The following is a 25,442-nucleotide window of genomic DNA, read 5'->3' as shown; positions in this document are numbered from 1 at the left end:
GTATGACGTTCGCAAATAAACTTGCGGCGGGCGCCGGGGCCATGGGCCTCTCGCTGTTCGCCGCGCTGCCCGCCTGGGCGCAGGAAGCCGCGCCTGCGGTCGCCGAAGCCGCCGCGCCGACGCCCGACAAGGGCGACACCGCATGGATGATCACCGCGACCGTGCTGGTCATGGCGATGATCGTCCCCGGCCTCGCGCTCTTCTATGGCGGCCTCGTCCGTACCAAGAATATGCTGTCGGTGCTGACCCAGATCATCGCGGTCGCCAGCTTGGCGATGATCATGTGGGTGATGTTCGGCTACAGCCTGGCCTTTGGCGGCGACGCCAACCAGTTCATCTCGTCGGGCAAGCTGTTCCTCGCCGGGGTGACCGCCGATTCGACCGTCGCGACCTTTACCGACGGCGTCGTCATCCCCGAATTCGTCTTCATCGCGTTCCAGATGACCTTTTCGGCGATCACCGTCGCGCTGGTGCTCGGCGGACTCGTCGAACGCATGAAATTTTCGGCGGTGATGGTCTTTGCGATCGTCTGGCTGTCGATCGTCTATTACCCGATCGCGCACATGGTCTGGTATCTGGGCGGCACCGACGAAGCCACCGGCCTGATCTTTGGCTGGGGCGCGCTCGACTTTGCCGGCGGCACCGTCGTCCACATCAACGCGGGCGTCGCGGCGCTGGTCGGATGCCTGATCATCGGCAAGCGCAATGGCTATCAGAAAGACATCATGGCACCGCACTCGCTGACCATGACGCTGATCGGTACCGGCCTGCTGTGGGTGGGCTGGTTCGGCTTCAACGCCGGCTCGGCGCTCGAAGCCAATGGGTCGGCGGGTCTCGCGCTGATCAACACCTTTACCGCCACCGCCGCCGGCGTGCTGTTCTGGATGCTCACCGAACGCGCCCTCGGCCACAAGGGGTCGCTGCTCGGTGCCTGTTCGGGGGCGATCGCCGGTCTGGTCGCGGTTACCCCGGCAGCGGGCAATTCGGGCCCGTTCGGCGCGATCCTGCTCGGCGCCGTCGCGGGTGTCGTCTGCTGCATCGTCGTGATGAAGCTGAAGGCCAAGCTCGGCTTTGACGATTCGCTCGACGTGTTCGGCATCCACGGCGTCGGCGGCCTGATCGGGTCGGTGCTGACCGCGGTCACGATGCTGCCTGCGCTCGGCGGTCCGGCCGGCGACGATTATGTCCTTGGCAGCCAGCTGTGGATCCAGATCAAGTCGGTCGGCGTCGCCGTCCTCTGGTCCGCGGTCGGTTCGGCCATCGCCTTCTACATTGCCAAGGCCGTCACCGGCGGCCGCGTCGCGGCAGAGGTCGAACGCGAAGGCCTCGACCTCGGCGAGCATGGCGAGCGCGCCTATAATTATTGACGAGACAGGATACCCGTCGCCGCACGTCTCTCTCTCCTTTCAAACGGCGGCGGCGGGATCCTTACCAGGTTCCTCCTGCGAACCACTGGCCGGGACACATGTCCCGGCCATTTTTTTGGGCGTGGACGCCCCAAGCTTGCATTCTGCTACTGTGGCCGCCGCGCAACAGCCCTCGGTAATTTTGTTGCGCGGGGGTTCGCGGGCCATTGCGAATTTGCGGCAAGAGGCGCACCTCTTGCCCGCGACGCGGCAACATAGCCGCGCGCGTTACAGAGAGGATATCACCATGCATGCTCGCACTATGCTGCTGGCCGGGCTTTCGACGCTCGCGCTGGTGCCCATTGCCACGCCCGCGCTCGCGCAGGAGGCCGGCGCTGCCGAAGACGACAGCAACATCATCATCGTCACCGCGACCAAGCGCGACGCCAATCTTCAGGACATTCCCTTTTCGATCAACGCCCAGACGGCTGAAGACATCCAGAAATCGGGCGCGGTGACGCTGGAAGACCTGTCGCGCAACGTCGCCGGCCTGTCGGTGCAGAACCTCGGCCCCGGCCAGAGCCAGGTGTCGGTGCGCGGCGTCTCGGCGGGGCAGGTCGTGCGCGACCAGCCGGGGGTCAAGGAACAGGTCGGCGTCTATCTCGACGAAAGCGTGATCTCGCTGTCGCTATTCACCCCCGACATCGACCTGTACGATCTGAACCGCGTCGAGACGCTCCGCGGGCCGCAGGGCACCCTGTTCGGATCGGGTTCGGTCGGCGGCACCATCCGCTACATCACCAATCAACCCAAGATCGGGGTGATGGAGGGCAGCGTCGAGGCGAACCTCAACCTTGTCGACGGCGACGACTTCGGCGGCCATTTGAAGGGCGCGGTCAATGTGCCGATGGGCGACACCGCGGCGCTGCGCGCGGTCGGCTATTACACGCGCTACGGCGGCTTCATCAACGCGATCGGCCCGGCGGGCGGCGATGACGTCAACAGCGGCGAACGCTATGGCGGCCGGCTCGCGCTGACGTTCGAGCCCAGCGACAATTTTTCGATCACCCCGCGCGTGGTGTATCAAAAGGTCACCGCCGACGGCTTCAATCGCCAGGACATCTATAATCTGTACGGCAATCGCTTCACGACGACGCGGCCGCAGGTGACCTTCGACGAGCGCGAGCAATATCTGTTGCTGCGCGAAGGGTTCGAGGACGAGACGCTGATCGCCGACCTCAACCTCAACGTCGGGCTGGGCGGCGCCAAGCTGACCTCGGTCACTAGCTATATCAACCGCGACATATTGGTCAGCCGCGACGCAAGCGCGCTCACCGGGTCGGTGTCGGTCGATCTCGGCTTCCCGGCCGCCGGTGTCCTGCTGCCGTCGAACCTGGTCGACACCACCGACCTTGAAACCTGGTCGCAGGAAGTGCGCATCGCGTCGGACAATGACAGCCCGTTCCAGTGGGTGCTCGGCGCTTTCTATTCAAAGGTCGACCGCGTCTATAGCCAGACGCTGCCCACCCCCGGTTATGATGCGGTGACCGACGCGGTACTCGGTGCCGGAACGTCGGCGGCGGTCGCCAACGGCTTTGCCGCAAACTCGCCGTACAACGCCTTGCTGCCCTATGACATCAAGCAGTTCGCGCTGTTCGGCGAGGTCAGCTTTGACCTCAGCGATGCGTTCACCGCGACCGCGGGCGGGCGCTATTACGACTTCAAGGAAACGCGCAGCTTCAAATCGGGCGGGCTGTTCGCCAATGGCGACAACCGCACCGACAGCACCAAGTCGAGCGGTTTCACCCCTCGCTTCCTCTTGTCCTACGACCTCAGCGACAGCGTGACGGTCAACGCGCAGGCGTCGAAGGGCTTCCGCCTTGGCGGGGTCAATGATCCGCTCAACCTGCCGCTCTGCACCCCCGCCGACGCGGCGCTGTTCGGCGGGTTCCAGGACTATGACGACGAAACGCTGTGGAACTACGAGCTGGGGATCAAGTCGCAGGGTCGCGGCTTCACCTTCAACGCCGCGGGCTTCTACAACGACATCAAGAATCTGCAGGTCACGCTCGATGCCGGCAGCTGTTCGTCGCGCATCGTGTTTAACGTCGACAAGGCGCATTCGATGGGGGTCGAATTCGAACTCGGCCTGTCGCCCGCCGACGGGCTCGATTTCAACCTGTCGGGCAGCCTGATCGAGGCCGAATTCGACACCACCCTGCCCGGCGTCCTCGCCACTGCGACGGGGATTCGCGAAGGCAATCGCCTGCCGTCGGTGCCGAAATTCCAGCTGTCGGCGTCGGGCAGCTATGAATGGCCGATCGGCGATGCCGCGAACATGTATGTTGCGGCATCCTTCCAACATGTTGGCACCCGCTACACCCAGCCCGCCGATCAGGAAAACAAACCGCGGACCTTCGTCCACGGCTTGCCGTTCGGCGGTGCACCGGCGGGGTCGTCGACGACGGTCGACCTGCAATTGCCCGATTATCAACTGGTCAATCTGAGCGCCGGGGTCGACTTCGAGGGCGGCCTGTCGCTGATCGCGTACGTCAACAATCTGTTCGACGAAAACGCGCTGCTGTCGTTCGATCGCGAACGCGGCGGACGGGCCCGGCTAGGCTATACGGTCGGTCAGCCGCGCACATTTGGCATCACTGCGCGCAAGACGTTCTGAGCGCTATCGGACGAAAAAGGGGGCTCGGTTCGGCAACGAACCGAGCCCTTTTTGCTGCACGCTGCGCTGCACAATAATTGGGCAGGCCTGCCGCAAATTTAGGCCTTCCCAACATGACATTAATGTGGCATTCATTGCGTCAACAGTTTCAGGAGGGGAGAGCCTGAAAGGCTGGGCCGGGACGCAAGTCCCGGCCCTCTTTTTTTGCCCGCAGCATTGAATTCGCGAGAAAGTCGCGGTTTTCAGGGGGTTCGCTGAAAGCGAAGCGTCGCGAACACGCGCCAGCTGCCGTCATCTTTTAGAACCGAATCGGTGACAATCATCTGATCGGGTGTTTCCAGCACAAAGGTCGAGCGGCCAATCTCGACGTCGGCGCTGCCCCAATGATTGTGCCATTCGGACCCGGCAACCCGTCCCCCGATCGGCCGCGTCCGACCCATGTTGTCGGTCCAGCTGCCCCGCACCCGGGCCTTGGCATCGACGCGGTAAATCGCTTCCGCCGCATAGTCGATCGGCGGCGTTCCGGGCACCGCCAGTCGATAGGCGAGCGCCGTCGCGTCGCCGTCGGGCGCTCCCTTGATCACCAGCGCCGCGGTCGCCGCTTTTCCGAATGCGGCCCCTTCACCGGACCAGCTGCCATGCCATGCCGCGAGCGACGGGGCGGGCTCCTGCGCCGCTGCCGGGGCGGCGATCGCGAGCAGCGCTGCCATCCCCCAACGCGCCGTCATGCCGCCGCTTCCGAGCGCGAGAACATGAAGGCATTGCCGTCGGGATCATAGAAGGTGATCAACTTCACCAGCCCCGGGATATGCTGGATGTCGCCGTCCTGCCGCACCCTCTCGGCATCGAGATGCGCCTTGGCCGCATCGATGTCGGCGACCTCGAACACATTGGTCGCGCCGCCGCCCTGCACCACGCTCTCGACCTGGCTGAGACCGATATTGACCCCCGCCATCGGCGTCGCGAGTTCGCACCAGCCGATCTCGTCGGCGCGGTAGAGCAGCCTGCAGTGCATTACGCGCTCGTACCAGGCGATCGCCGCGGTCATGTCGGTCACCCCCATCGAACAGGTGAGTTCGGATCCGAATTCGAGTGTCATGTCGTTCCTCCCACAGCCAAGGCGCTTGCGCCTATAGTCTGGTTTGTATAGTTACTGGCAAATGCCGTCAAGCGCGCCCGATCCGCTCCTGCTCCAGCTCGGCAGCCACCGCTGGCTGGTGCCATTGCTCGCCGATCTGGCGGCGCATCGCGGCGCGCGCTTTGTCGAGCTGCTGCACCGGTTGGAACTATCCCGCGACAGCCTGACACGGACGCTCGCCGCCGCCGCCGCGCAGGGCTGGGTCCAGCGCAACCCCGGCCACGGCCACCCGCTGCGACCCGAATATATCCTGACCGAAGCCGGCAAGGCCGCCGCGGCGCGCGCGGCGACGATCGCTGCGGCGCAAGGCGCGATCGGCCTGCCGCCCGGCGCCACGACGCGATGGAGCCTGCCGCTGGTCGCCGGGATCGGTGCGGGTCACGATCGTTTCAACGCGCTGTCGCGCCTGCTCGTCCCTGCCACGCCGCGCGCGCTGTCGCAGGGGCTGGCGGCGCTGGGGGGGCAGGGGTTGGTGCGGCGCGAGGTGATCGATATGCGGCCCCCGACGAGTCTGTACGGGCTCACGGGGAAGGGACGGGTGCTGGCAGAGGCGTGCTTGATTTAAGCTCCCCTCCCTGAAAGGGAGGGGCTGGGGGTGGGTTGCGAGACTGCTCCCTTCAAGCATGAGAGTGCGCCTCGGCGACCCACCCCTAACCCCTCCCTTTCAGGGAGGGGAATCAGCTCAACGCCGCCTTCACAAAATCCGCCGCGCGCTCGCCGATCATGATGCTCGGCGCGTTGGTGTTGCCGCTGACCAGCCTCGGCATGATGCTCGCATCGGCGACCCACAATCCGTCGATGCCGTTGAGTTTCAACGTCGGATCGACCACCGCATCGCCGTCGCTGCCCATCCGGCACGTCCCCACCGGGTGATAGACGGTGTCGGCGCGGCTGCGGATCAGCGCGTCGAGCGCGGCATCGTCGTCGAGGTTCACGGGATGCCGGTCGGTCCCCGCATAGTCGCCGAGCGGCGGCGCCGCGACGATGCGGTGCATCATCCGCACCCCGGCCCTGAGGGTCGCCATGTCGCGCTCGTCGGTCAGGAACCCCGGATCGATCGCGGGCGCCGCCGCGGCATCACCCGACGCCAGCCGCACCGTGCCGCGGCTTTCGGGGCGCAGCACACAGGCGTGGCACGAAAAGCCGTGACCCTTGACCTTGGTCCGCCCATGATCCTCGAGCATCGCAGGAACGAAATGATATTGGATGTCGGGTGCGGGCAGGTCGGGGTGCGATTTCCAGAAGCCCCCCGCCTCGGCAAAACAGGTCGTCATGATGCCGGTACGCCGGGTGCGGTGCTCGAAAACCGCCTTCACCATCCGCCACGTGCCGCCTAGGCTGTTGCCGAGCGGATCGGTCGAGCGGGTTTCCCAGCTCGACACATAATCGATATGGTCCTGCAGATTGTCGCCGACCGCGGCGCGGTCGAGCGTCACTGCGATCCCCTTCTCCGTAAGATGCGCGGCAGGGCCGATCCCCGACAGCATCAAGATCTGCGGGCTGCCGAACGCCCCCGCCGACAGGATTACGCCGCCCCGCGCGCGCAGCGTTTCGCGCTGCGATCCGCGCCGGATCACGACGCCGGTCGCGCGCCCGTCCTCGACCAGAATCTTCTCGACCAGCGCGCCGGTGCGGATGGCGAAATTGGCGCGCCCGCGCAGCGGCTCGACATAGGCGCGCGCCGCCGACCAGCGTTCGCCCGCTTTCTGCGTCACCTGATACAGGCCAAAGCCTTCATTGTTCGGCCCATTGAAATCGCCGGTGCGCGGCAGTTGCAGCGCCGCGGCGCTCTCGATGAAACGGCGGCTCGTCACATTGGGCCAGCGCTGGTCCATCACATTCAGCGGTCCGTCGCCGCCATGATGCTCGTCGCCGCCGCGCTCATTGCCCTCGCTGCGCTTGAAATAGGGCAGCACGTCGGCATAGCTCCACCCCGTCGCGCCGAGCGCTGCCCACTGGTCATAGTCGAATTGGTGGCCGCGGATATAGACCATCGCGTTGATCGCGCTCGACCCCCCCAGCCCGCGCCCGCGCGGCTGGTATCCGGTGCGCCCGTTCAGCCCCTTTTGCGGCAGCGTTTCATAGCGATAGTTCGACTTTTCGGGGATGAAGGGCATGAACCCCGGCGTCTTGACCCGCACATCATCATTGGTCCCGCCCGCCTCGACCAGGCACACGGTGCGCGTCCAATCCTCGGCGAGCCGCCCCGCCGCCGCGCTCCCCGCGCTGCCGCCGCCGATGACGATGATGTCGAACTGATCCATATCCGCCGCTCCCGCCGCCACCGGTTCGGTGGTCAATCGCGACTTACATGAATGTCATTAAGCGGCGTGGCAAGCCCATACGTCGCCCCCGCGAAGGCGGGGGCCGCGATCGGCTTTGGTCGGCGAGGAAGGCGTAAACCTCCAGCGGCCCCCGCCTTCCCGGGGGCGACAACATTACTCTGCAGGTTCCTCAGGCCGCCCCGCCGCCCAGCGTTCCTTGATCATCGCGCTCGTCGCGCGGCTGCCGTCGTGGCTCCAGCCGGGCTCGCGCCACAGATAGCTGAGCTTGTGCTTCCACGGCGCGTGCCAGACGTCCATCGCGATCCCGACCCACTCATGCACCGCGGCCCACAATATGTTGAAGCTGCCGAGCTGCTTGACGATCCCGTATCGCACCGGTTCGTCATCGCGCTCGGCAACGAAACTGCCGAACATCTTGTCCCAGATGATGAACACGCCGGCATAATTGGCGTCGAGATAGCGCGGGTTCACGCCGTGATGGACGCGGTGGTGCGACGGGGTGTTCATCACCGCCTCGAACCATTTGGGCAGCCGCTTGATCGCCTCGGTATGGATCCAGAACTGATAGATCAGGTTGAGCCCCGCGCAGAAGAACACCATCGCCGGCGGAAAGCCGATCAGGAACAAGGGCAGGCGGAAAATGAACGCAATGCTGATGAAACCCGTCCAGGTCTGCCTGAGCGCCGTCGACAGATTATAATGCTGCGAGCTGTGGTGGATGACATGGCTCGCCCAGAACCAGCGCACCCGGTGCGCGCTGCGGTGAAAGACATAATAGGCGAGGTCATCGAGGACGAAGCAGAGGATCCACGCCCACCACCAGCCCTTGAAGTCGATGCCGATGTCGAACAGGCGGAACTGGTGCAGCCACACCGCCAGCGCGACCACGATCCCGCCGACGAGCGCGCTCGCGACCTGGCTCCCCGTGCCCAGCATCAGAGAGTTCAGCGTATCGCGTGCCTCGTACCGGCTTTTGTCGGCGCGGCGCGCTACGATCATTTCGGCAATCAGCAGCAGGATGAAGGCCGGAATCGCATAGGTGACCGGATCGGGCAGCTTATCCACAGCGCAGATCCCGCATCCGCGCCGCCCACATCCCGGCATCCTTGCCGAGGTGCAAAGTCACCGCGCCGAACGTCCGTTCGGGCATCGTCAGGGTCAGGAAATCCTTGTCGAGCCGTCCGATCACCTGTCCGTCGATCGGCCGCGCGGCAAAATGATTGCCATGCGCGCGCACCAGCATCTGCCGCCCCTCGGCATTGCGGACGATCGCGGCAAAACCCGCCCGGTCGCGCGCGACCTCGATCCCGCCAAATCCTGCCTCGGCCTCTTCGGCGAGGCGAATGGCATGCGCATCATCCTCGATCCGCGGATCGGCGCCGAGCCCCATCTTGCCCACCAGCCACACGACAAACAGCACCGCGACCACCGAGCCGCCAAGCTGGATCAGCTCGGCCAGCGTCACCGCTCGCCCGCCAGCGCATCCAGCATCGGGCGCAGCCCCGCCAGGTCGTACCCCGCGCCCGCCGCGACCTCGCAAATCGCATCGACATCCTCGCCCGCCCGCGCGCGCGCCAGCGCCCACAAATGGGTCGATCGCGTCCCCGACCGACAATAGGCAAGCACCGGCCCGGTTGCCCCCGCCAGCACCGCATCGAGTGCATCGAGCTGCGGATGGCTGAACCCCGCATGGCCCACCGGGATCGCCGCATAGGCCAATCCCTCGGCGGCGGCGGCACCGGCAATATCGTCGCCCTGCGGCGCCGCAGGCTCCTCACCATCGGGGCGATTGTTGACGATCATCGCAAAGCCTGCGGCCTTTGCCGCGGCGACATCCTCTATGCTGATCTGCGGGGCGACGCTGAAGTCGGCGGACAGGGGTCGAAAATCGCTCATGGCCGGATGTATAAACCGCGCTCCATTGCTGACAAGCGTGAAGGTGTGGCGGTAGCCGGTGGCGGGCTGCTTTGCGGTGGTTATCTGCCACAAGCTCCTCTCCCCTTGTGGGAGAGGATAGCGCAGCTTGCTCCGTCAGGAGCTAGCGAAGCTTGGTGAGGGGACGGACGCCAGCCCGCGCAAACCCCCTCTCAACTGCGGCTAGGCAGCAAAGCTGCCAAGCCTTCGTATCTCTCCCACGAGGGGAGAGAGGAAATGACGTACCTCCGCAACCGGTGGAATGCCGACCATCAGAATTGCCGGATCACCGCCAGAAACGCATCGCCCCACGCCTCGAGCTTCTTGGCGCCGACCCCGGGAATCGTGCCCATCGCATCCAGCGTCGCGGGCCGCTCGGTCGCCATCGCGCGCAGTACCGCGTCGTGAAAAATCACATAGGGCGGCACATTGGCCTCGGCGGCCAGCTCGCGCCGCATGGCGCGCAGCGCGTCGAACAGCGGATCGCCGATCGGGTTGGCAGCCCCCGCCCCCGCCGCGCCGCGCGCCTCGCGCCGCGTGCGCTTCACCGGCGGCTCGGCGATCAGCACCGGCGCTTCGCCCTTCATCATCGCGCGCGCGGTGGGGCCGAGCATTAGCCCGCCATGCTCAGTCGTCTCGAGCGCCTCGCGCGCCACCAATGTCCGGACGAGCGGCTTGATCAACCGCGCCTCGTCGCCTTCAACGATGCCGAACACCGACAATTTGTCATGGCCACGCTGCGCGATCCGCTCGTCGCTGCGCCCGGTCAGCACCGCCTCGATATGCCCGGCGCCATAGCTTTGCCCGGTGCGATAGACCGCGCTGAGCAGTTTCTGCGCCAGCACCGTCGCATCGACTTGGCGCCCGGGGTCGAGGCAATTGTCGCAATTGCCGCAGCGCGCGGGCGGGCTTTCGCCGAAATGGCGGAGCAGCTGCGCGCGGCGGCACTCGACCGTCTCGACCAGCGCCGCGAGCGCGTTCAGCCGCACCCGCTCGCCCGGCACCCGCGCCTCGGGCAATTCGGACAGCCGCATTCTGGCCTTGGCGAAATCGTCGGCACCCCACAGCATCATCGCCTCGGCGGGGTCGCCGTCGCGGCCGGCGCGGCCGGTTTCCTGATAATAGCTTTCGATCGATTTGGGCAGCGCGGCATGCGCGACAAAGCGCACGTCGGGCTTGTCGATGCCCATGCCGAACGCGACCGTCGCGGTGACGATGCCGTCTTCCGACGCGACAAAATCATGCTGGACGCGTGCGCGCAGCTCGGCATCGAGCCCCGCATGATAGGCGGCGACCGGCCGCCCGGTCGCCTTCGCCAATTGCTCCGCCAGCCGCTCGGTGCCGCTGCGCGTCGGGCAATAGACGATCCCCGGCCCGGGGTTGGCGGCAATGAATTCGACCAGCTGGCGCGCCGGGGTGACGCGCGGGCGGATCGCATAACGAATATTCGGCCGGTCGAAGCCCGCGAGGATCAGCCCGTCGTCGGGAATCCCGAGCTGAACCAATATATCCTCGCGCGTATGCCTGTCGGCGGTCGCGGTCAGCGCCAGCCGCGGCACCGCCGGAAACGCATCGAGCAACGGGCGCAGCAGGCGGTAATCGGGGCGGAAGTCATGCCCCCATTCCGAAACGCAATGCGCCTCGTCGATCGCGAACAGTGCCGGCGTGCGTGCCTCAAGCAGCGAGCGAAACCCCTCGCCCGTCGCGCGTTCGGGCGCCACGTAAAGCAGGTCGAGTTCGCCGTTGCGGTATCGCTGCCGCGTCTCGGCACCATCGGCATCGACGCTGGTCAGGCTGGCGGCGCGAATCCCCGCCGCGCGCGCGCCGCGCAGCTGGTCGTGCATCAGCGCGATCAGCGGTGACACGACGACGACGCAGCCATCGAGCGCGACCGCGGGCAGCTGGTATGTCAGCGACTTGCCCGCTCCGGTCGGCATCACCGCCAGCGTCCGCTCGCCCGCCATCACGCGGGTGACGACGTCGGCCTGCCGGCCGCGAAAGGCGTCAAAACCGAAGGTGGATTTCAGGAGGGGGAGAAGCGCGTCGGCGGACATTGGGACGGGCGATAGGAAGTTTGACGCGGTGGGGGAAGCCCCGACCTCAACCATTCCAATCCTTTTCCCGTTCGCATCGAGCGAAGTCGAGATGCCGTTCGCCCTCGCGCGCCGCTGAGGGGTGTCTCGACTTCGCTCGACACGAACGGAATGAAGGTTGGGTTATACCAAAGTCAGCATCGCCCGTTCCGCCATCCGCGCCGCCGTCTCGCGTTCGGCCATCACGACATGGTCGGCGCCGCGGCGCACCAGATCGTCGACCTCCTCGTCCGAATGCGCGCGCGCGACGATCACCAGCTTCGGGTTGATCGCGCGCGCGCGCCGCACGATCGCCCCCGCCTCGACCCCCTCGGGGATCGCGATCAGCAGCGTCGAGGCCTCGTCGAGCCCCGCTTGCCGCAACACGCTTTCCTTGGTCGCGTCGCCGACGATCACCGTCGCCCCCGCGGCGCGCGCCGCCGCCGCCATGTCCTTCTGGTCCTCGATCACCGTCAGCCCTTCGCCGCGCCCGCAGATCAGCCCGCCGATATGGCTGCCGACGCGGCCATAGCCGATCAGCACCACCCCGGCGTTGCACGGCGCGGGCGCTTCGGCGTCGCCCGCCGCGACCGGTTCGGGCGCCGCATCGGTACGGAGCCGCTTGACCGCCAGCGTGAACAGGATCGGGTTGACCAGGATCGACAATAACGCGCCCGCCAGGATCAGATCGCGCCCGGTTTCGGGCAATACCTCCAGCCCGACCCCCAGCCCCGCCAGGATGAACGAAAATTCACCGATCTGCGCCAGGCTGACCGAAACGGTGAGCGCCGTCTGGTTCGTGTGACCGAAGGCGCGGACGAGGGCAAAGGCCGCGAGCGATTTGCCGACGACGATGATCGCGACGGTCGCCAGCACCGGCCCTGGCTGTTCGACCAGCACATTGGGATCGAACAACATGCCGACCGACACGAAGAACAGCACCGCAAAGGCATCGCGCAGCGGCAGCGTTTCCTCGGCCGCGCGGCGGCTCAATTGCGTTTCGCCGAGGATCATCCCGGCAAAGAACGCACCGAGCGCGAACGACACGTCGAAAATCACCGCCGCGCCGAACGCCACCCCCAGCGCGATTGCGAGCACCGCCAACCGAAACAGCTCGCGCGATCCGGTGTGCGCGACCCAGTGCAACACCCAGGGCAGGATGCGCCGCGCGACGACAAACATGAAGGCGACGAAGCCGACGACCTTGAGCAGCACGATCGCCGCCGATTGCAGCAGCCCAGCACCGCTGCCCTCATCTCCCCGGTCGCCGAACATCGCGGGGAGCAGCACCAGCGCGAGCACCATCACCAGATCCTCGACGATCAGCCAGCCGACCGCGATCCGTCCCTTTTCGGTCTCGACCATGTCGCGCGCTTGGAGCGCGCGCAGCAGCACGACGGTCGATGCCACCGACAGCGCCAGCCCGAACACCGCGCTGCCCGCGACCGACCAGCCGAGCCAGAGCCCGAGCATGATGCCCAATGCCCAGGCAACCGCGATCTGCGCGATTGCCCCCGGCACCGCAATCTTGCGGACCGACAGCAGGTCCTTTAGCGAAAAATGCAGGCCGACCCCGAACATCAGCAGGATGACGCCGATCTCGGCCAGCTGCATCGCCAGCCCGGTGTCGGCGACGAACCCGGGCGTGAACGGGCCGACGAGGATGCCCGCGAGCAGATAGCCCGCAATCGGCGAAATCCGCAGTCGCTGTGCCAGCGCCGCCATCAGGAATGCAACGCCAAGCCCCGCAACGATGGTTCCGATCAGGGTCGTGTCGTGCGGCATGGTTTCTGCCTAGGGGGCGGGAGCGCTTGGGGTCAACCCGCGCGCCTGTTTACGACGCCGCTAAATGCCGGTGGCCGCCTTGTTGTCCCGCTCCGCGAACAGCCAGCGCCCGCATAGCCAGGCCGCGACCGCGCCACCAAGCTGCGCTGCGACGAAGGCCGGTACGTCGGCGGGCGCAATCCCCGCGAAACTGTCCGAAAGGCTCCGTGCGACGGCGATCGCCGGATTGGCGAAACTCGTCGACGAGGTGAACCAATAGGCCGCGGTGATATAGAGCGCGACGCTCGGTGCCACCCAGTCGGGGCGATGCCGCACGGTGCCGAGGATGGTCAAGATCAGGCCAAAGGTCGCGACAAACTCGCCCGCCCATTGCCCGCCGCCGGTGCGCGCCTTCGCCGAAAATTGCAGCAGCGGCAGGTCGAACATCAGATGCGCCGCCCACACGCCGAGGATGCCGCCCGCCAGCTGTGCGGCAACATAAAGGACCGTGGTGCGCGGCGCGATGCGGCGGCCAAGCGCCATCACCAGCGTCACCGCCGGGTTGAAATGCGCGCCCGATACCGGTCCCAGCATCGCGATCAGCACGAACAATATCGCCCCGGTCGCGAGCGCGTTGGCGAGCAGCGCGACCCCGACATTGCCGCCCGACAGCGTCTCGGCCATGATCCCCGATCCGACGACGGTGGCGAACAGGAAAAAGCTGCCGATCGCCTCGGCGGCAAGCGCGCGCGTCACGCCGCGCCCTCCATCGCGCCGATGCTGTTCAGTGCCGCGCGCCGCTCGGCCGCGGACATGGTTTCGAGCGGCAGCGCCAGCATCGCGCGCAACCGCATGTCGAGCAGGCGATAGGTCTCAGCAAAGGCGGCATCGACCGCCGCCGCATCGCCCGCGACATCGGCGGGATCGGGCAAACCCCAATGCGCGCGCACGGGCGCGCCGATGAAAAGGGGGCAGGTCTCACCCGCCGCATTGCCGCACACGGTGATCGCGATGTCGATGCGCGGCGCGCCCGGAACGGCAAATTCGTCCCAGCTTTTCGAGCGGAAGGCCGCCACGTCATAGCCTTCGCGCGCCAGCAGGCGCAGCGCGCCAGGGTGCGGCACGCCCTTCGGCTGGCTGCCCGCGCTATACGCGCACACCCGGCCCGCGCCCTTGCGCGCGATCAGCGCCTCGCCCAAAATGCTGCGTGCCGAATTGCCGGTGCACAGCACCAATATGTTCAGCGCCCCGGTCGCACTCATGTCAGCAGCAGCCGACCTTGACCGGCGCCGCCTGCGGCATCGTCGGAACGCAGCACGCGCCCTCGGCGGCATTGTCCGACGCCAGCGGCGCGAAATCGGGGCTGTCGCCGTACACCGTCGATTCGCCGTTGGTCAGGAACGCTTCCCACACCACGCCGTCGGGATCGGCGATCCAGCTTTTTTCGGACTTGGCATAGCAACAGGTCGTTGCGCCTTCCTCCAGCACCGGCGCCCCGGCATCTTTCAGGCGGCCATAGACCGCCGCGAGTTCGGCTTCATCCTCGACCTGCAACCCGACATGCTCGATCCCGCGATGCGCGCCGTCGCGCACCGAGATCGCAAAATTGATCCGCGGATCGTCGAGCATCCATTTGGCATAATCGGGCTTGGTCGCCGTCGGTGCGGTACCAAACAACCCCGAGTAAAAGGCGATCGACTTGTCGAGGTCGGCAACCCCGACGTGCATATGAAAGCGGCTCATGCAGCAGTCCTTTCGGTCTTGTCCTTGGTGTCACAGGGTACAGCGGGCGCGCAGACTGCGCCGCTGCAGCAATTTTCCATCAGGAAGCCGAGCAGCGCGGTCATCGCGCCATAATCGGCAGAATAGATCAGCGACCGCCCGTCGCGGCGCTGCGCGATCAGCCCGGCGTTGGTCAGCTGCGCGAGATGAAAGCTCAGCGACGATGCCGGAACCCCGAGCGCCTCGGCGATCGCCCCGGCCGCCAGCCCCTCGGGCCCGGCCTGCACCAGCAGCCGGAACAGCGCGAGCCGATGCTCCTGCGCCAGCGCGCCCAGCGCGCGAACAACGGTTTCCGACTCCATCGCAGCCTCCATGATTCGATAATCATCGAAATATGGAAATCAGCGCCGGGCGTCAACAGATATTTCGACAAACATCGAAATGATTTTGCGCCTCGTCATTGTGAACGAAGCGAAGCAATGACGAACAATTGGGCGGGACACTAAACCGTCCCCTCTTCCTTCTCCGCCTGCTGCCGCGCCCACATATCGGCATAGAGCCCGCGCATCGCCAGCAGCTGGTCGTGCGTTCCCGTCTCGGCGACGCGGCCCTTGTCGAGTACGATGATCCGGTCGGCGCCGGTTACCGTCGACAGGCGATGCGCGATCACCAATGTCGTGCGCCGCTGCGCAATCCGTTCCAGCATGTCCTGAATTGCCGCCTCGGTGCGGCTGTCGAGCGCGCTCGTCGCTTCATCCAGGATCAGCACCGGCGGGTTTTTCAGCAACGTCCGCGCGATCGCGACCCGTTGCTTTTCGCCGCCCGACAACTTCAACCCGCGCTCGCCGACCTCGGTGTCATAGCCCTGCGGCAGGATCGCGATGAAGCCGTCGATCGCCGCGCCTTCGGCCGCCGCCGCAACCTCGGCAGCGCTGGCGCCTTCGCGGCCATAGGCGATATTGTAACCGATGCTGTCGTTGAACAGTACCGTGTCCTGCGGCACGATACCGATGCTCGCGCGCAGGCTGGCCTGCGTCACCGCGGCAATATCCTGCCCGTCGATTGTGATGCGTCCGCCCTGCGGATCATAGAATCGGAACAGCAGCCGCGCGATCGTCGACTTGCCCGCCCCCGACGGCCCGACGATCGCCAGCGTCTCGCCGGCGCCGACGGCAAAGCTCACGCCGTTCAGGATCGTGCGATCGGGTTCGTAGCCAAAGACGACATTCTCGAACGCCACCGCGCCGCCGTTGACCGCCAGCGGCGCCGCGCCCGGCGCGTCCGAAATCTCCGGCGGCGTATCGATCAGGCGGAACATCGCCTCCATGTCGATCAGCCCCTGGCGGATGACGCGGTACACCATCCCCAGCATGTCGAGCGGGCGGAACAGCTGCGCGAGCAGGGTGTTCACCAGCACCACATCGCCGACCTTATATTCGCCGACCGACCAGCCCCACACGGTGTAGGCCATCGCCCCCGCCAATGCCGCGTTGGTGATCAGGCTCTGCCCGATGTTCAGCCACGCCAGGCTGTTCTCGCTCTTGACCGCGGCACGCGCGTAGCGATCGGCAACGTCGCGGTAGCGCGCTTCCTCGCGGGCTTCGGCACCGAAATATTTGACCGTTTCGTAATTGAGCAGGCTGTCGACGCTGCGCCCGATCGTCAGCGTGTCGAGGTCGTTCATCTGGGTGCGTAGCGCGTTGCGCCAGTCGGTCACCTTGCGCGTGAAGATGATATAAACGATCACCATCAGCGCGGTCGCGCTCGCCAGCCCGAAGCTGAACTTGGTCCAGAAGATGATCAGCACCGCAGCCAGCTCGATGATCGTCGGCGCGATGTTGAACAGCAGGAAATAGAGCATCGTGTCGATACTCTTGGTCCCGCGCTCGATCACCTTGGTCACCTCGCCGGTCCGCCGCGCGAGGTGAAAGCGCAGGCTCAGCGCGTGCAAATGGCTGAAGGTCGCGATCGCCAGCTCACGCGTCGCATCCTGCCCGACGCGCTCGAACACGACGTTGCGGAGATTATCGAACAACACCCCGGCAAAGCGCGCCCCGGCATAGGCGAGCACCAGCCCGATCGCCAGCGCGACGCCCTCTTCCATCCCCGGCGCCATCCGGTCGATCGCCGCGCCATAGAGAAAGCCCATCGACAGCTGGACGCCTTTCGACGCCAGCACGATCAGCCCGGCCCCGATGATACGAACCTTGTGCCCGCGGTGCCCCGCTGGCCACAGATAGGGCAGGAAACGCTTCAGCGTATCGAGAACGGGGGGTTCCTTGGCCGCATCGGCGGAAGTGAGCGTATCGGGCGGCATGTGCGCCCCATGTAGGGGGGCGGGGGCGGAACGCCAAGCAAACTGAATGACAAAGGGAAGCAATCCCTAATATTCGTCATTCCGGTGAAGGCCGGGATGAGGACTGTGGGAGCCGCCTTGCCAGGGTATGTCCTGCTGAGGTTGAATCAAGTCACCCTAGCCCTGAGCCTGTCGAAGGGCGCTTCTCGCCGATAAACGCCCTTCGACAGGCTCAAGGCTACGGATCAATTTGAAAAGAACAGACTCTAGAGTTTCTCGCGCGGCCCCAGATGCCGCATGATCCGTTCGATCAGGCGCCGTTCCTCGCTCGTCGGGGTCGGGATGACTGCCGCGGGCGGCTCGGCGCGGCGGCCGAATGATGGACGGCGCGGGGGAACAAGCGGGGAGAAGCGCATCGGGGGCTCGCCTTCAATGTGCGGCGTCGCCCCCCGGCACCGCGATGGTTCTGGTCCCGCCGCCCATGGTGAAGGCACATGGTTGCAGAACCGTATAAGGCGCTGGTTACTGCTTTCTTTCCGGTACCGTGAAGGTGCCGGTGACGCGCCCGCCGGTGACGCCCGCGATCGGATTGCCGTCGGGACCGCGCGCCGCGCCGCGCCCGTCGACCGTCGCGCGGCCACTGTTGAGATCAATCACCAGCCGCCCGCCGCGCAGATTGTTGCCGCGCTGGCGCAGCTCGACATTGCCGACCATCGTGATCAGGCGGCGGTCGAGGTCATAGATTGCGACATTGCCCGACGCGCGCTCGTCGCCCTTGGTCACCACCACCCCGCCGGTGGCGTCGATGCGGTTGACGTCGGTACCGCCACTACGGGTGTAAGCCGCCGTCAGCCGGGCTGCCGTCAGCGTCAATCCCGCCTGATCCACCCGCACGTTGCCCGAAAAAATGGCGCGATCGGCGCGATCCTGGACCTCGAAGCGATCAGCTCCGAACGTCACCGGCGCGTTGCTGTTGTGATTGGCAAGCGCCTGCGCCTGCGCGACATCCCCGCCGCTGCCCGTCGACAACAGGGCCAGGCTGGTGAGCGAAAAGCCTGCCCCAACCAAGGCCACGCTTTTCATCAACGATAGCCGGTTCATTTGATCACTCCCTGATTGATCCGCAGCCGCGCATTGCCTTCCAGCCGCACGATCCGCTGGTCGAGGTCAGCCGAAAGGCGGTTGGCGGAAAACGTGCCGATGTTCAACGCCCCTTGGACTCCGCCCTGTCCGGTCAAGGTTCGTGTCTTGAGGTCGATCGAAACATTGCTGGCATCGATGCGATATCCGTTGGCACCCCTGACCTGCACCATGCCCGGCACCGCGACCTTTTCGGTTTCCATATTATAGGCGCTGTCGCGCGCGACGATCGTCGCCGGGCCGTCGTCGAGCCGGATCGCACCCGACAGGTCGGTCATCCGCACCACCGGTTCGGCCGAACTTTTCTGCACCGCGCTGCCCGCGAGCAGGGCAAAGGGCTGGCCCTTGGCATCCTGGCCGCGATATTCGGCGCGCGTCACCTTCATCCGCTCGCTCGCCATGTCGACCTTGTCCTTGGCGAGCAGGAAGCTGATCTCTGCACGCTGGGTAAAGGGCGAAAAGACCAGCACCGCCGCGACGACGCCGATCACCAGCGGCAGCCCGTAGCGCAGGATGCGCACCACGCGGTCATGGCTCGATCCGCTGCGCGCCCACATCTGGCGCATCGTGCGGTCAAGGTCGGCGCGTTCGGACATCGAATCGGTTTCCGTCAGCTATGCGCGAAAATGTCGGTTTCGGGCCAGCCGGCAAGGTCGAGCGCGGCGCGCGTCGGCAGGAAATCGAAACAGGCCTGCGCCAATTCGGTGCGCCCCTCGCGCGCCAGCCGCATATCCAGGACCTCTTTCATCGCGTGCAGGAAACGCACGTCGCTCGCGGCATAATCGCGCTGCGCGTCGCTGAGTTCGGCGGCGCCCCAGTCGCTCGACTGCTGCTGTTTCGACACTTCCTGACCCAGAAGTTCGCGCACCAGCTCCTTCAGCCCGTGGCGGTCGGTGTAGGTGCGGACCAGCTTCGATGCGATCTTGGTGCAATAAACGGGCGCGGTAACGACGCCGAGCGCCTGTTGCAGCGCCGCAATGTCGAAACGCGCAAAATGGAACAGTTTCAACCGGTTGGGATCGGTCAAAATAGCCTTCAGCACTGGCGCGTCATAACGGCTGCCGGGAGCGAAGCGCACCAGATGCTCGTCGCCCGACCCGTCACTGATCTGGACCAGGCACAGCCGGTCGCGCAGCGGGTTCAGCCCCATGGTTTCGGTGTCGATCGCAACGGCGCCCGGACCCAATGCGCCGGCGGGCAAATCTTCTTCGTGGAAATATACGCTCATTCGCCCGCCTTAGGCCAAGCCGCCTTGCCGCTCAATGACTGGTTTTCCCGGCGCTGGCCGATCCGCCGCCAGCCCGCGGCAAAGCGCGGTTCGTCCGGCATCGGCGGCTTGAATTTTCCGTTCGCAGATGCAGAATGTTTAAGCTATATATTGCGTCGTTAGCGGCATGGGGCGAGTCTGTGCCCGTGGTGAAGTGCGTCCCCGTCCGACGCAAGGCGCCGATCATATGGGGTATGGACGAACCGAAAGCGACTATTAGACAATGAGTTTCAACAAGGATCGCCGCGGCCAGCGGGGGCGCGGCAAGCGCGATGATTTCGGCAATTTCGACAGCTTCGAACCTGCACCTTATGGCGGCGACAGCTACGGCGGCGGTAACCGCGGTGGCGGTTATGGCGATCGTGGCGGCTTCGGCGGCGGCGATCGCGGCGGTTTTGGCGGTGGCGACCGCGGCGGCTTCGGCGGCGGCGATCGTGGCGGCTTCGGCGGCGGACGTGGCGGCGGCATGCCGGCACAGGTCGTTGGCGAAGGCCAGGGTACGGTCAAATTTTTCAACGCTTCCAAAGGTTTTGGTTTCGTTGCCCGTGACGATGGCGGGGAAGACGTGTTCGTGCACATCAGCGCGGTCGAACAGGCCGGGCTGCAAGGTCTGGCCTCGGGCCAGCCGCTCGGCTTCACGCTGGTCGAACGCAACGGCAAGGTGTCGGCCATCGATCTGAAGATCGAAGGCGAACCGATGCCGGTCGAAGAATTCGCGCCGCGCCAGCGTGACGATCGCGGCGCGCCGGGTGGCGCCCGCGGGCGTCGCCAGCTGACCGGTGAACGCACCTCGGGCACGGTCAAATTCTTCAACACGACGAAGGGCTTCGGCTTTATCGCGCGCGACGACGGACAGGCCGACGCCTTTGTCCACATCAGCGCGGTGCAGCGCGCCGGCATGGCGGGCCTCGACGAAGGCGACCGCGTCGCTTTCGACATCGAAGTCGACGATCGCGGCAAGTTCGCCGCGGTGAACATCCAGCCGCATCAGGACTGATCGGCCGATAACCGGATATGAAAAGGGCGGCTTGCGGGCCGCCCTTTTTTGTTTGGCTGCGGTTGGGTTTCCGGCCGAAACTAGCCGTCGCCCCCGCGCAGGCGGGGGCCGCTGTCGGTTTACGCCGCTATGCAGAAATAGGCCGCTAGAGTTCTGTCCAGTTCAAATTGATCCGTAGCCCTGAGCCTGTCGAAGGGCGCTTCTCGCCGATAATCGCCCTTCGACAGGCTCAGGGCTACGGTGACTTGATTCAACCTGAGCGGGTCAGACGCTAGCGGCCCCCGCCTTCGCGGGGGCGACGGTTTAGGTGCGTCCGCTCCCCACCCCCAAATCCGGCGGGTCTCAATAGCCCAGCGTCGCCTCCAGGAACCAGATCCGCTGCTGCGTCTCGTCGGCCCAGGTGTCGACCAGCCCGCTCGTCGCGATGTCGCCGTCGGCCTCCGCCGCGGCCTTGACCTCTTTCAGCTGGCCCAGCAAAATCTTGTTGTCGTCGGCCAGCGTCCGGATCATCGCCTCGGCATCGGCGCCCGCCGTATCATCGTCGCGAATCGACGCACGGCGGCCGATGTCGCCGATCGACTGGAGGGTCCGCGCGCCATTCTTGCGCACCCGTTCGGCGATCAGGTCGGTGGTCGCGAAAATCTGTGCCGCCTGTTCGTCGAACAGCAGATGCAGTTCGCGAAAGCGCGGCCCCTGCACGTGCCAGTGATAATTTTTGGTCTTGAGATAGAGAGCAAAGCTGTCGGCGAGCAGCGCGTTGAGCGCGTCGGCTACCGCCGGTTGGTTGTTCTGGGACATGGGAATATCCTTTCTGCTGCCCCTATATAGGGACTGCCGCGCCGTTTGCCATGAAAGCTGTCGGTTGCACTCATCGGCAAAAGCGATGAAGCATGGACTGCAAAACGCGTCAGCCGATCAAACCAAATGCGCCCATCGCGGTGCGCAGCCCCCAGATCGTCAGGATCACGGCGCTCGCCCAGCGCACGACATGCGCCGCACGCCGATCGGCCAGCGTCGGGCCAAAAGCAAGGAATGGCAGCATCGCCAGCGTCCAGCCGACCAGCGCGCCCGCCGCCGCCCATTGCCCCGCGCCGCTGGTCGCCGCCAGCGCGCCGATCAGGAAATGGCTGCGGTCGCCGAACTGCGCAATCAGCAGCCGCCCCGCCAGCATCGTCGGGGTCGCGGTCAAAGCCTTGTCGTCAAACAACAACCCCCGCCCGCGCCACAGCAGCGCCGCGGCGGCCGAAAGCATGGCGAAGGCCACCAGCAGCGCCGCGACGCCCTGTCCGATCATCCGGTTGGCGATCGCCCCCGCGGTTGCCGCGATGATGGCATTGAGCAGGAAGGCGCCAAAAGCGATGCCGAAGACGACACGCCGGTCCGGGCGCGCGCTGAGCAGCCGCGACAGCAAAATCCCGCTGCGCCCGTCGGCATTGGCCAGCAGCACCGCCACCAGCGCGAGCATGATTGCATCCATGAAAACCCGTCTGAATTGTCAGGTGGGAACCGTCAATGACCGAGCCGCATCGCGACCGATGCCAGCCACGCCTCTTGTGCGGCAGCAGGCAGAGGGCCGCGCGGCACCGTCGCGGCGTCGCTCATCGCGTCAAGATAGGTCAGGATCGCGGCGCGATAGCCACCACCGGCGACCGCCGATTCGAGCCGGCTCGCCAGCGTTTCGACCGCAGCAAAGCCGTTGTCGCGCGCCAGGCAGCGGATGTCATCGATGCCCTGGACGATCTGGGCCAGCGCGCAATGCGGCAGCGCTTCGGCCAGCGCGCCGATCTGCCCGGTAATCCGGTCCTGAATGTCATGATATGGGTCGGCTTGGGTACGCATCACTCACCCCCCTTTTCGGACAATGAATGTCCTGACGGGACGATGCGCTCATTTGGTTAATGGCGGGTTAGCGGTGACCGGGGGCCGAACCCTGCCCCTGCTTGTTGCGATACATATCACGGTCGGCGGCAGCCAAAATGTCCGATTCGGTCATCCCCGACTGGAGCATCGCGATCCCGAAACAGGCCGACAGCGCGATTTCATGCCCGTCATACGCCGCGGGCGCCGCCGTCAGCACATCGCCCAGCCGGGCGATCTGGGCGCGCGCGCCCTCTTCGCTCGACTGGTCGAGGATCAGCCCGAATTCGTCGCCGCCGATGCGCGCCGCGACATCGGTGGCGCGGATCGATTCGGCGAGCCGCTTGGCAATCTCCATCAGGGCGAAGTCGCCCGCGGCATGGCCAAAGCTGTCATTGATATATTTCAGCTGGTTGACGTCGACAAACACCACTGCGGCGCGCTCGGCATGGCGCTCGAATCGCGCGATGCGGTGATGGATCGCGGTCAGGAAATAGCGGCGGTTGAACAAGGGGGTCAGCGTGTCCCGTTCCGACACCCGTTCCAGTTCGGCCACGGCGATCTTCAGCACCCGGTTTTCGCGGCGCAGCGCGTCGCGTTCCCGGCGGATCTCCCGCAGCTGATCTTCGATGGAGTCGACGGCGACGGAGCCGAACTGGTCGACCGCGATCCGTGCCCCCCCTACGCTATCCATTCAACGTCCCCGCAAACCAACCCTTATTCATCGGCCCGATGCCGACGGATATTGCGCGGCAACCCTAGCTGCGACTTGATACCAATCGGTAAACGCGCGAGTCAGTATTGCATGTTCGGTGCCGTTGCCCGCGCGCGGCGCAGTCGCTAGGGGGGTGCGGCGGCGATTCATCGCGCGAATAACGGCCGCTGTGTGGAGGGTTGGGTGATGGGCGACGAAGCGCCGCAAGTCGGTGTTATCATGGGCAGCCAGTCGGACTGGCCGACGATGGCCCATGCGGTCCAGATCCTCGAACAATTCGGCATCGCGCACGACGTCCAGATCGTGTCGGCGCACCGCACCCCCGATCGCCTCGTCGACTATGCCAAAGGCGCCGCGGCGCGCGGCCTGCGAGCGATCATCGCCGGCGCGGGCGGCGCCGCGCATCTGCCCGGCATGGTCGCGGCGATGACGCGGGTGCCCGTGCTCGGCGTCCCCGTCCAGTCGGCGGCCCTGAACGGGGTCGACAGCCTCTATTCGATCGTCCAGATGCCCGGCGGTGTGCCCGTCGCGACCTTTGCAATCGGCAAGGCGGGGGCGACCAATGCCGGCCTGTTCGCCGCCGCGCTGCTCGCCAATAATGACTCCGATCTGGCGCAAAAACTCGATGCCTGGCGCGCCGAACAGACCAACAGCGTCGCCCCCCACCCAGTACGCGAGGGCTGATCGCTTGCTCGCACCCGGTTCGACGATCGGCATCCTCGGCGGCGGCCAGCTCGGCCGGATGCTCAGCGTTGCGGCGGCGCAGCTTGGCTATCAGGTGCATATCTACGCCCCCGACCATGAAAGCGTCGCAGCCGAGGTCGCGGCGCACCACACGCAGGCGGCATGGGACGACGAACCGCGCCTCGCCGCCTTTGCCGCGGGTTGCGACGCGGTGACGATCGAGTTCGAAAATGTCCCCGTCGATACGGTCCGCTTCCTGTCGGGGCATGTGGCGGTGCGCCCCGGCGCGCAGGCGCTCGAGATCGCGCAGGACCGGCTGACCGAAAAGAATTTCGTGACCGGGCTCGGCGGGCGCCCCGCCCCCTTTGCCGCCGTCCCCGACCGCGCTGCGCTGGGCGCCGCGCTCGCCGAAATCGGCGCGCCCGCGATCCTCAAGACGCTGCGCATGGGCTATGACGGCAAGGGGCAGGCGCGGCTCGCGACCCCCGCCGACGCCGACGCCGCGTGGGACGGCATCGACCGCCATGCCGCGATCCTCGAAGGCTTTGTCACCTTCGCGCATGAATTTTCGGTCATTCTGGTGCGCGGCATCGATGGCGAGACGCGCTTCTGGGACAGCAGCGTCAACGTCCACGAAGGCGGCATCCTCGCCACCTCCAGCCTGCCGCCGCCGCAAATCGTCCGCGACCAACAGGACGAAGCGCGCGCGCTGATGGCGCGCATCGCCGACGATCTCGACTATGTCGGGGTGCTGACCGGCGAGTTCTTTGCCACCGCCGATGGCCCGATCTTCAACGAGATGGCGCCGCGCGTCCACAACAGCGGCCACTGGACGATCGAAGGCGCGGTCACCAGCCAGTTCGAAAACCATATCCGCGCGGTCGCCGGGCTACCGCTCGGCAGCACCGCGACCACCGCGCTTCCCGTCACGATGCGCAACCTGATCGGCGCCGACATCGGCGCCGTCCCCGCGCTGCTCGCCGACGGCGCGTGCCACGTTCATCATTATGGCAAGACCGAGGTGCGCGCCGGCCGCAAGCTCGGCCACGCAACCTGGGTCGGAACCACGCCGGCATGAATCACCCCAAAATCACCCTGATCCTCGCGCGCGCCGCCAATGGCGTGATCGGCGCGGGCGGCAAGATGCCCTGGCACCTGCCCGCCGACCTCCGCCGCTTCAAACAGCTCACCATGGGCCGACCGATGATCATGGGGCGCAAGACCTTCGACAGCCTGCCCGCAATTCTGGAAGGGCGCCGCCACATCGTCCTCACCCGCGATCCCGACTGGCAGGACGAGGGCGCCGAGCCCGTCGCGACGATCGAGGAAGCCCTGAAGCTCGCCAACGCCCCGCACGTCATGGTGATCGGCGGCGCCGAAATCTATCGCCTGTTCCTGCCCCAGGCCGACCGCATCGAGCTGACCGAAGTCGGGCTCGAACCGAAAGGCGACGCGGTCATCGCCTATCCCGACCCCGCCGAATGGCGCGAAGTCGCGCGCGACGATCATCCCGCCGACGACGCCGGGCGCCCCGCATACAGTTTCGTCACATTGACAAGGATCTAGAC

General features: G+C 66.0%; 28 protein-coding genes. 7 read left to right on the top strand and 21 right to left on the bottom strand.

The genetic code is table 11. The features are described 5' to 3' along the window. Positions 1–2: 2 nt before the first annotated feature. Together FFS18_RS10160 and FFS18_RS10155 are read left to right on the top strand one after the other, a co-directional pair. Complete coding sequence (locus FFS18_RS10160; protein WP_137870716.1) at positions 3–1,367, top strand: ammonium transporter; 1,365 nt, start codon at positions 3–5, stop codon at positions 1,365–1,367. 286 nt (positions 1,368–1,653) lie between these two features. Next, on the top strand, positions 1,654–4,023 hold the full coding sequence (locus FFS18_RS10155) for a TonB-dependent receptor (protein ID WP_137870715.1): 2,370 nt from the start codon (positions 1,654–1,656) through the stop codon (positions 4,021–4,023). Positions 4,024–4,265: 242 nt separating this feature from the next. Here the strand turns inward: FFS18_RS10155 and FFS18_RS10150 are convergent, their stop codons facing one another. Both FFS18_RS10150 and FFS18_RS10145 read right to left on the bottom strand, forming a co-directional pair. Further along, entirely contained in the window at positions 4,266–4,751 is a 486-nt protein-coding gene (locus tag FFS18_RS10150) for a hypothetical protein (protein WP_137870714.1), read from the bottom strand. Beyond that, a complete protein-coding gene (locus FFS18_RS10145) occupies positions 4,748–5,122 on the bottom strand; it encodes a VOC family protein (RefSeq protein WP_137870713.1) in 375 nt (124 codons plus the stop codon). The genes FFS18_RS10150 and FFS18_RS10145 overlap by 4 nt, the downstream gene beginning before the upstream one ends. Positions 5,123–5,183: 61 nt before the next feature. Between FFS18_RS10145 and FFS18_RS10140 the strand changes: the two genes are divergently transcribed. Then, positions 5,184–5,726, top strand: coding sequence for a winged helix-turn-helix transcriptional regulator (locus FFS18_RS10140; protein ID WP_137870712.1), 543 nt, complete (start codon positions 5,184–5,186; stop codon positions 5,724–5,726). Between the two features lie 112 nt (positions 5,727–5,838). On the opposite strand, the gene FFS18_RS10135 is transcribed toward FFS18_RS10140, so the two are convergent. From FFS18_RS10135 to FFS18_RS10070, 15 genes are all read right to left on the bottom strand, one after another. After that, complete coding sequence (locus tag FFS18_RS10135) at positions 5,839–7,425, bottom strand: GMC family oxidoreductase (protein ID WP_137870751.1); 1,587 nt, start codon at positions 7,423–7,425, stop codon at positions 5,839–5,841. Positions 7,426–7,599: 174 nt separating this feature from the next. Next, entirely contained in the window at positions 7,600–8,511 is a 912-nt protein-coding gene (locus tag FFS18_RS10130) for a sterol desaturase family protein (protein WP_137870711.1), read from the bottom strand. Further along, complete coding sequence (locus FFS18_RS10125) at positions 8,504–8,911, bottom strand: hypothetical protein (RefSeq protein WP_137870710.1); 408 nt, start codon at positions 8,909–8,911, stop codon at positions 8,504–8,506. The genes FFS18_RS10130 and FFS18_RS10125 overlap by 8 nt, the downstream gene beginning before the upstream one ends. After that, positions 8,908–9,342, bottom strand: a complete 435-nt coding sequence (locus FFS18_RS10120) for a TIGR01244 family sulfur transferase (protein WP_137870709.1) — start codon at positions 9,340–9,342, stop codon at positions 8,908–8,910. Before FFS18_RS10120 ends, FFS18_RS10125 begins: the two co-directional genes overlap by 4 nt. A gap of 290 nt (positions 9,343–9,632) precedes the next feature. Further along, positions 9,633–11,414, bottom strand: coding sequence for a DNA helicase RecQ (gene recQ, locus FFS18_RS10115; protein ID WP_137870708.1), 1,782 nt, complete (start codon positions 11,412–11,414; stop codon positions 9,633–9,635). 162 nt (positions 11,415–11,576) lie between these two features. Next, positions 11,577–13,217 carry a cation:proton antiporter domain-containing protein gene (locus FFS18_RS10110; protein WP_137870707.1) on the bottom strand — a complete coding sequence of 547 codons (1,641 nt, stop codon included), beginning with the start codon at positions 13,215–13,217 and terminating at the stop codon, positions 11,577–11,579. Positions 13,218–13,277: 60 nt separating this feature from the next. Further along, positions 13,278–13,952, bottom strand: coding sequence for an aquaporin (locus FFS18_RS10105; protein WP_137870706.1), 675 nt, complete (start codon positions 13,950–13,952; stop codon positions 13,278–13,280). Then, positions 13,949–14,458 carry an arsenate reductase ArsC gene (locus tag FFS18_RS10100; protein WP_137870705.1) on the bottom strand — a complete coding sequence of 170 codons (510 nt, stop codon included), beginning with the start codon at positions 14,456–14,458 and terminating at the stop codon, positions 13,949–13,951. Before FFS18_RS10100 ends, FFS18_RS10105 begins: the two co-directional genes overlap by 4 nt. A 1-nt stretch (position 14,459) precedes the next feature. Then, complete coding sequence (locus FFS18_RS10095) at positions 14,460–14,939, bottom strand: ArsI/CadI family heavy metal resistance metalloenzyme (protein ID WP_137870704.1); 480 nt, start codon at positions 14,937–14,939, stop codon at positions 14,460–14,462. Beyond that, positions 14,936–15,280, bottom strand: coding sequence for an ArsR/SmtB family transcription factor (locus FFS18_RS10090; protein ID WP_171005275.1), 345 nt, complete (start codon positions 15,278–15,280; stop codon positions 14,936–14,938). The genes FFS18_RS10095 and FFS18_RS10090 overlap by 4 nt, the downstream gene beginning before the upstream one ends. 140 nt (positions 15,281–15,420) lie before the next feature. After that, the gene (locus FFS18_RS10085; protein WP_137870702.1) at positions 15,421–17,235 is read right to left on the bottom strand and encodes an ABCB family ABC transporter ATP-binding protein/permease; all 1,815 of its coding nucleotides are present in this window, start codon (positions 17,233–17,235) and stop codon (positions 15,421–15,423) included. Positions 17,236–17,480: 245 nt separating this feature from the next. After that, complete coding sequence (locus FFS18_RS17445) at positions 17,481–17,630, bottom strand: hypothetical protein (protein ID WP_168454191.1); 150 nt, start codon at positions 17,628–17,630, stop codon at positions 17,481–17,483. Between the two features lie 106 nt (positions 17,631–17,736). Beyond that, complete coding sequence (locus tag FFS18_RS10080; protein ID WP_137870701.1) at positions 17,737–18,315, bottom strand: LptA/OstA family protein; 579 nt, start codon at positions 18,313–18,315, stop codon at positions 17,737–17,739. Beyond that, complete coding sequence (gene lptC, locus FFS18_RS10075) at positions 18,312–18,950, bottom strand: LPS export ABC transporter periplasmic protein LptC (RefSeq protein ID WP_120217431.1); 639 nt, start codon at positions 18,948–18,950, stop codon at positions 18,312–18,314. Before lptC ends, FFS18_RS10080 begins: the two co-directional genes overlap by 4 nt. A 14-nt stretch (positions 18,951–18,964) precedes the next feature. Beyond that, the gene (locus FFS18_RS10070) at positions 18,965–19,582 is read right to left on the bottom strand and encodes a ribonuclease D (RefSeq protein WP_120217432.1); all 618 of its coding nucleotides are present in this window, start codon (positions 19,580–19,582) and stop codon (positions 18,965–18,967) included. A 262-nt stretch (positions 19,583–19,844) separates the two neighbouring features. Here FFS18_RS10070 and FFS18_RS17840 point away from each other — a divergent pair, with 262 nt between their 5' ends. Next, positions 19,845–20,618, top strand: coding sequence for a cold-shock protein (locus tag FFS18_RS17840; protein ID WP_120217433.1), 774 nt, complete (start codon positions 19,845–19,847; stop codon positions 20,616–20,618). A 342-nt stretch (positions 20,619–20,960) separates the two neighbouring features. Here the strand turns inward: FFS18_RS17840 and FFS18_RS10060 are convergent, their stop codons facing one another. The 4 genes from FFS18_RS10060 to FFS18_RS10045 form a co-directional block, all read right to left on the bottom strand. After that, positions 20,961–21,416, bottom strand: coding sequence for a Dps family protein (locus FFS18_RS10060; RefSeq protein WP_120217434.1), 456 nt, complete (start codon positions 21,414–21,416; stop codon positions 20,961–20,963). 109 nt (positions 21,417–21,525) lie between these two features. Further along, positions 21,526–22,095, bottom strand: coding sequence for a TMEM165/GDT1 family protein (locus FFS18_RS10055; protein WP_137870700.1), 570 nt, complete (start codon positions 22,093–22,095; stop codon positions 21,526–21,528). Between the two features lie 32 nt (positions 22,096–22,127). After that, positions 22,128–22,457: a hypothetical protein gene (locus FFS18_RS10050; RefSeq protein ID WP_120217436.1), complete on the bottom strand. Its 330-nt coding sequence runs from the start codon at positions 22,455–22,457 to the stop codon at positions 22,128–22,130. 67 nt (positions 22,458–22,524) lie between these two features. Next, positions 22,525–23,169 carry a GGDEF domain-containing protein gene (locus FFS18_RS10045; protein WP_137870699.1) on the bottom strand — a complete coding sequence of 215 codons (645 nt, stop codon included), beginning with the start codon at positions 23,167–23,169 and terminating at the stop codon, positions 22,525–22,527. A gap of 207 nt (positions 23,170–23,376) precedes the next feature. On the opposite strand from FFS18_RS10045, the gene purE reads away from it, so the two are divergent. From purE to FFS18_RS10030, 3 genes are read left to right on the top strand one after another with little or no spacing between them, the layout of a single operon-like run. Further along, complete coding sequence (purE, locus tag FFS18_RS10040) at positions 23,377–23,874, top strand: 5-(carboxyamino)imidazole ribonucleotide mutase (protein WP_120217438.1); 498 nt, start codon at positions 23,377–23,379, stop codon at positions 23,872–23,874. 4 nt (positions 23,875–23,878) lie between these two features. Beyond that, complete coding sequence (locus FFS18_RS10035; protein ID WP_283214407.1) at positions 23,879–24,952, top strand: 5-(carboxyamino)imidazole ribonucleotide synthase; 1,074 nt, start codon at positions 23,879–23,881, stop codon at positions 24,950–24,952. Beyond that, positions 24,949–25,440 (top strand): dihydrofolate reductase, encoded by a 492-nt coding sequence (locus FFS18_RS10030; protein ID WP_137870697.1) that lies wholly within the window; start codon positions 24,949–24,951, stop codon positions 25,438–25,440. Before FFS18_RS10035 ends, FFS18_RS10030 begins: the two co-directional genes overlap by 4 nt. The last annotated feature ends 2 nt before the right edge of the window (positions 25,441–25,442 follow it).

Source organism: Sphingopyxis sp. 2PD, assembly GCF_005503695.1.
Classification (GTDB): Bacteria; Pseudomonadota; Alphaproteobacteria; order Sphingomonadales; family Sphingomonadaceae; genus Sphingopyxis.
This window is presented reverse-complemented; position numbering and strand designations above follow the sequence as displayed.

Coding starts and splice junctions, on each gene's coding strand:
- FFS18_RS10030 (WP_137870697.1), top strand. CDS start 24,949: ATGAATCACCCCAAAATCACCCTGATCCTCGCGCGCGCCGCCAATGGC.
- FFS18_RS10145 (WP_137870713.1), bottom strand. CDS start 5,122: ATGACACTCGAATTCGGATCCGAACTCACCTGTTCGATGGGGGTGACC.
- FFS18_RS17840 (WP_120217433.1), top strand. CDS start 19,845: ATGAGTTTCAACAAGGATCGCCGCGGCCAGCGGGGGCGCGGCAAGCGC.
- FFS18_RS10100 (WP_137870705.1), bottom strand. CDS start 14,458: ATGAGTGCGACCGGGGCGCTGAACATATTGGTGCTGTGCACCGGCAAT.
- FFS18_RS10155 (WP_137870715.1), top strand. CDS start 1,654: ATGCATGCTCGCACTATGCTGCTGGCCGGGCTTTCGACGCTCGCGCTG.
- FFS18_RS10150 (WP_137870714.1), bottom strand. CDS start 4,751: ATGACGGCGCGTTGGGGGATGGCAGCGCTGCTCGCGATCGCCGCCCCG.
- FFS18_RS10050 (WP_120217436.1), bottom strand. CDS start 22,457: ATGCGTACCCAAGCCGACCCATATCATGACATTCAGGACCGGATTACC.
- FFS18_RS10095 (WP_137870704.1), bottom strand. CDS start 14,939: ATGAGCCGCTTTCATATGCACGTCGGGGTTGCCGACCTCGACAAGTCG.
- FFS18_RS10060 (WP_120217434.1), bottom strand. CDS start 21,416: ATGTCCCAGAACAACCAACCGGCGGTAGCCGACGCGCTCAACGCGCTG.
- purE (WP_120217438.1), top strand. CDS start 23,377: ATGGGCGACGAAGCGCCGCAAGTCGGTGTTATCATGGGCAGCCAGTCG.
- FFS18_RS10135 (WP_137870751.1), bottom strand. CDS start 7,425: ATGGATCAGTTCGACATCATCGTCATCGGCGGCGGCAGCGCGGGGAGC.
- FFS18_RS10080 (WP_137870701.1), bottom strand. CDS start 18,315: ATGAACCGGCTATCGTTGATGAAAAGCGTGGCCTTGGTTGGGGCAGGC.
- FFS18_RS10085 (WP_137870702.1), bottom strand. CDS start 17,235: ATGCCGCCCGATACGCTCACTTCCGCCGATGCGGCCAAGGAACCCCCC.
- FFS18_RS10090 (WP_171005275.1), bottom strand. CDS start 15,280: ATGGAGTCGGAAACCGTTGTTCGCGCGCTGGGCGCGCTGGCGCAGGAG.
- FFS18_RS10055 (WP_137870700.1), bottom strand. CDS start 22,095: ATGGATGCAATCATGCTCGCGCTGGTGGCGGTGCTGCTGGCCAATGCC.
- FFS18_RS10110 (WP_137870707.1), bottom strand. CDS start 13,217: ATGCCGCACGACACGACCCTGATCGGAACCATCGTTGCGGGGCTTGGC.
- FFS18_RS17445 (WP_168454191.1), bottom strand. CDS start 17,630: ATGCGCTTCTCCCCGCTTGTTCCCCCGCGCCGTCCATCATTCGGCCGC.
- FFS18_RS10045 (WP_137870699.1), bottom strand. CDS start 23,169: ATGGATAGCGTAGGGGGGGCACGGATCGCGGTCGACCAGTTCGGCTCC.
- FFS18_RS10140 (WP_137870712.1), top strand. CDS start 5,184: ATGCCGTCAAGCGCGCCCGATCCGCTCCTGCTCCAGCTCGGCAGCCAC.
- recQ (WP_137870708.1), bottom strand. CDS start 11,414: ATGTCCGCCGACGCGCTTCTCCCCCTCCTGAAATCCACCTTCGGTTTT.
- FFS18_RS10160 (WP_137870716.1), top strand. CDS start 3: ATGACGTTCGCAAATAAACTTGCGGCGGGCGCCGGGGCCATGGGCCTC.
- FFS18_RS10120 (WP_137870709.1), bottom strand. CDS start 9,342: ATGAGCGATTTTCGACCCCTGTCCGCCGACTTCAGCGTCGCCCCGCAG.
- FFS18_RS10070 (WP_120217432.1), bottom strand. CDS start 19,582: ATGAGCGTATATTTCCACGAAGAAGATTTGCCCGCCGGCGCATTGGGT.
- lptC (WP_120217431.1), bottom strand. CDS start 18,950: ATGTCCGAACGCGCCGACCTTGACCGCACGATGCGCCAGATGTGGGCG.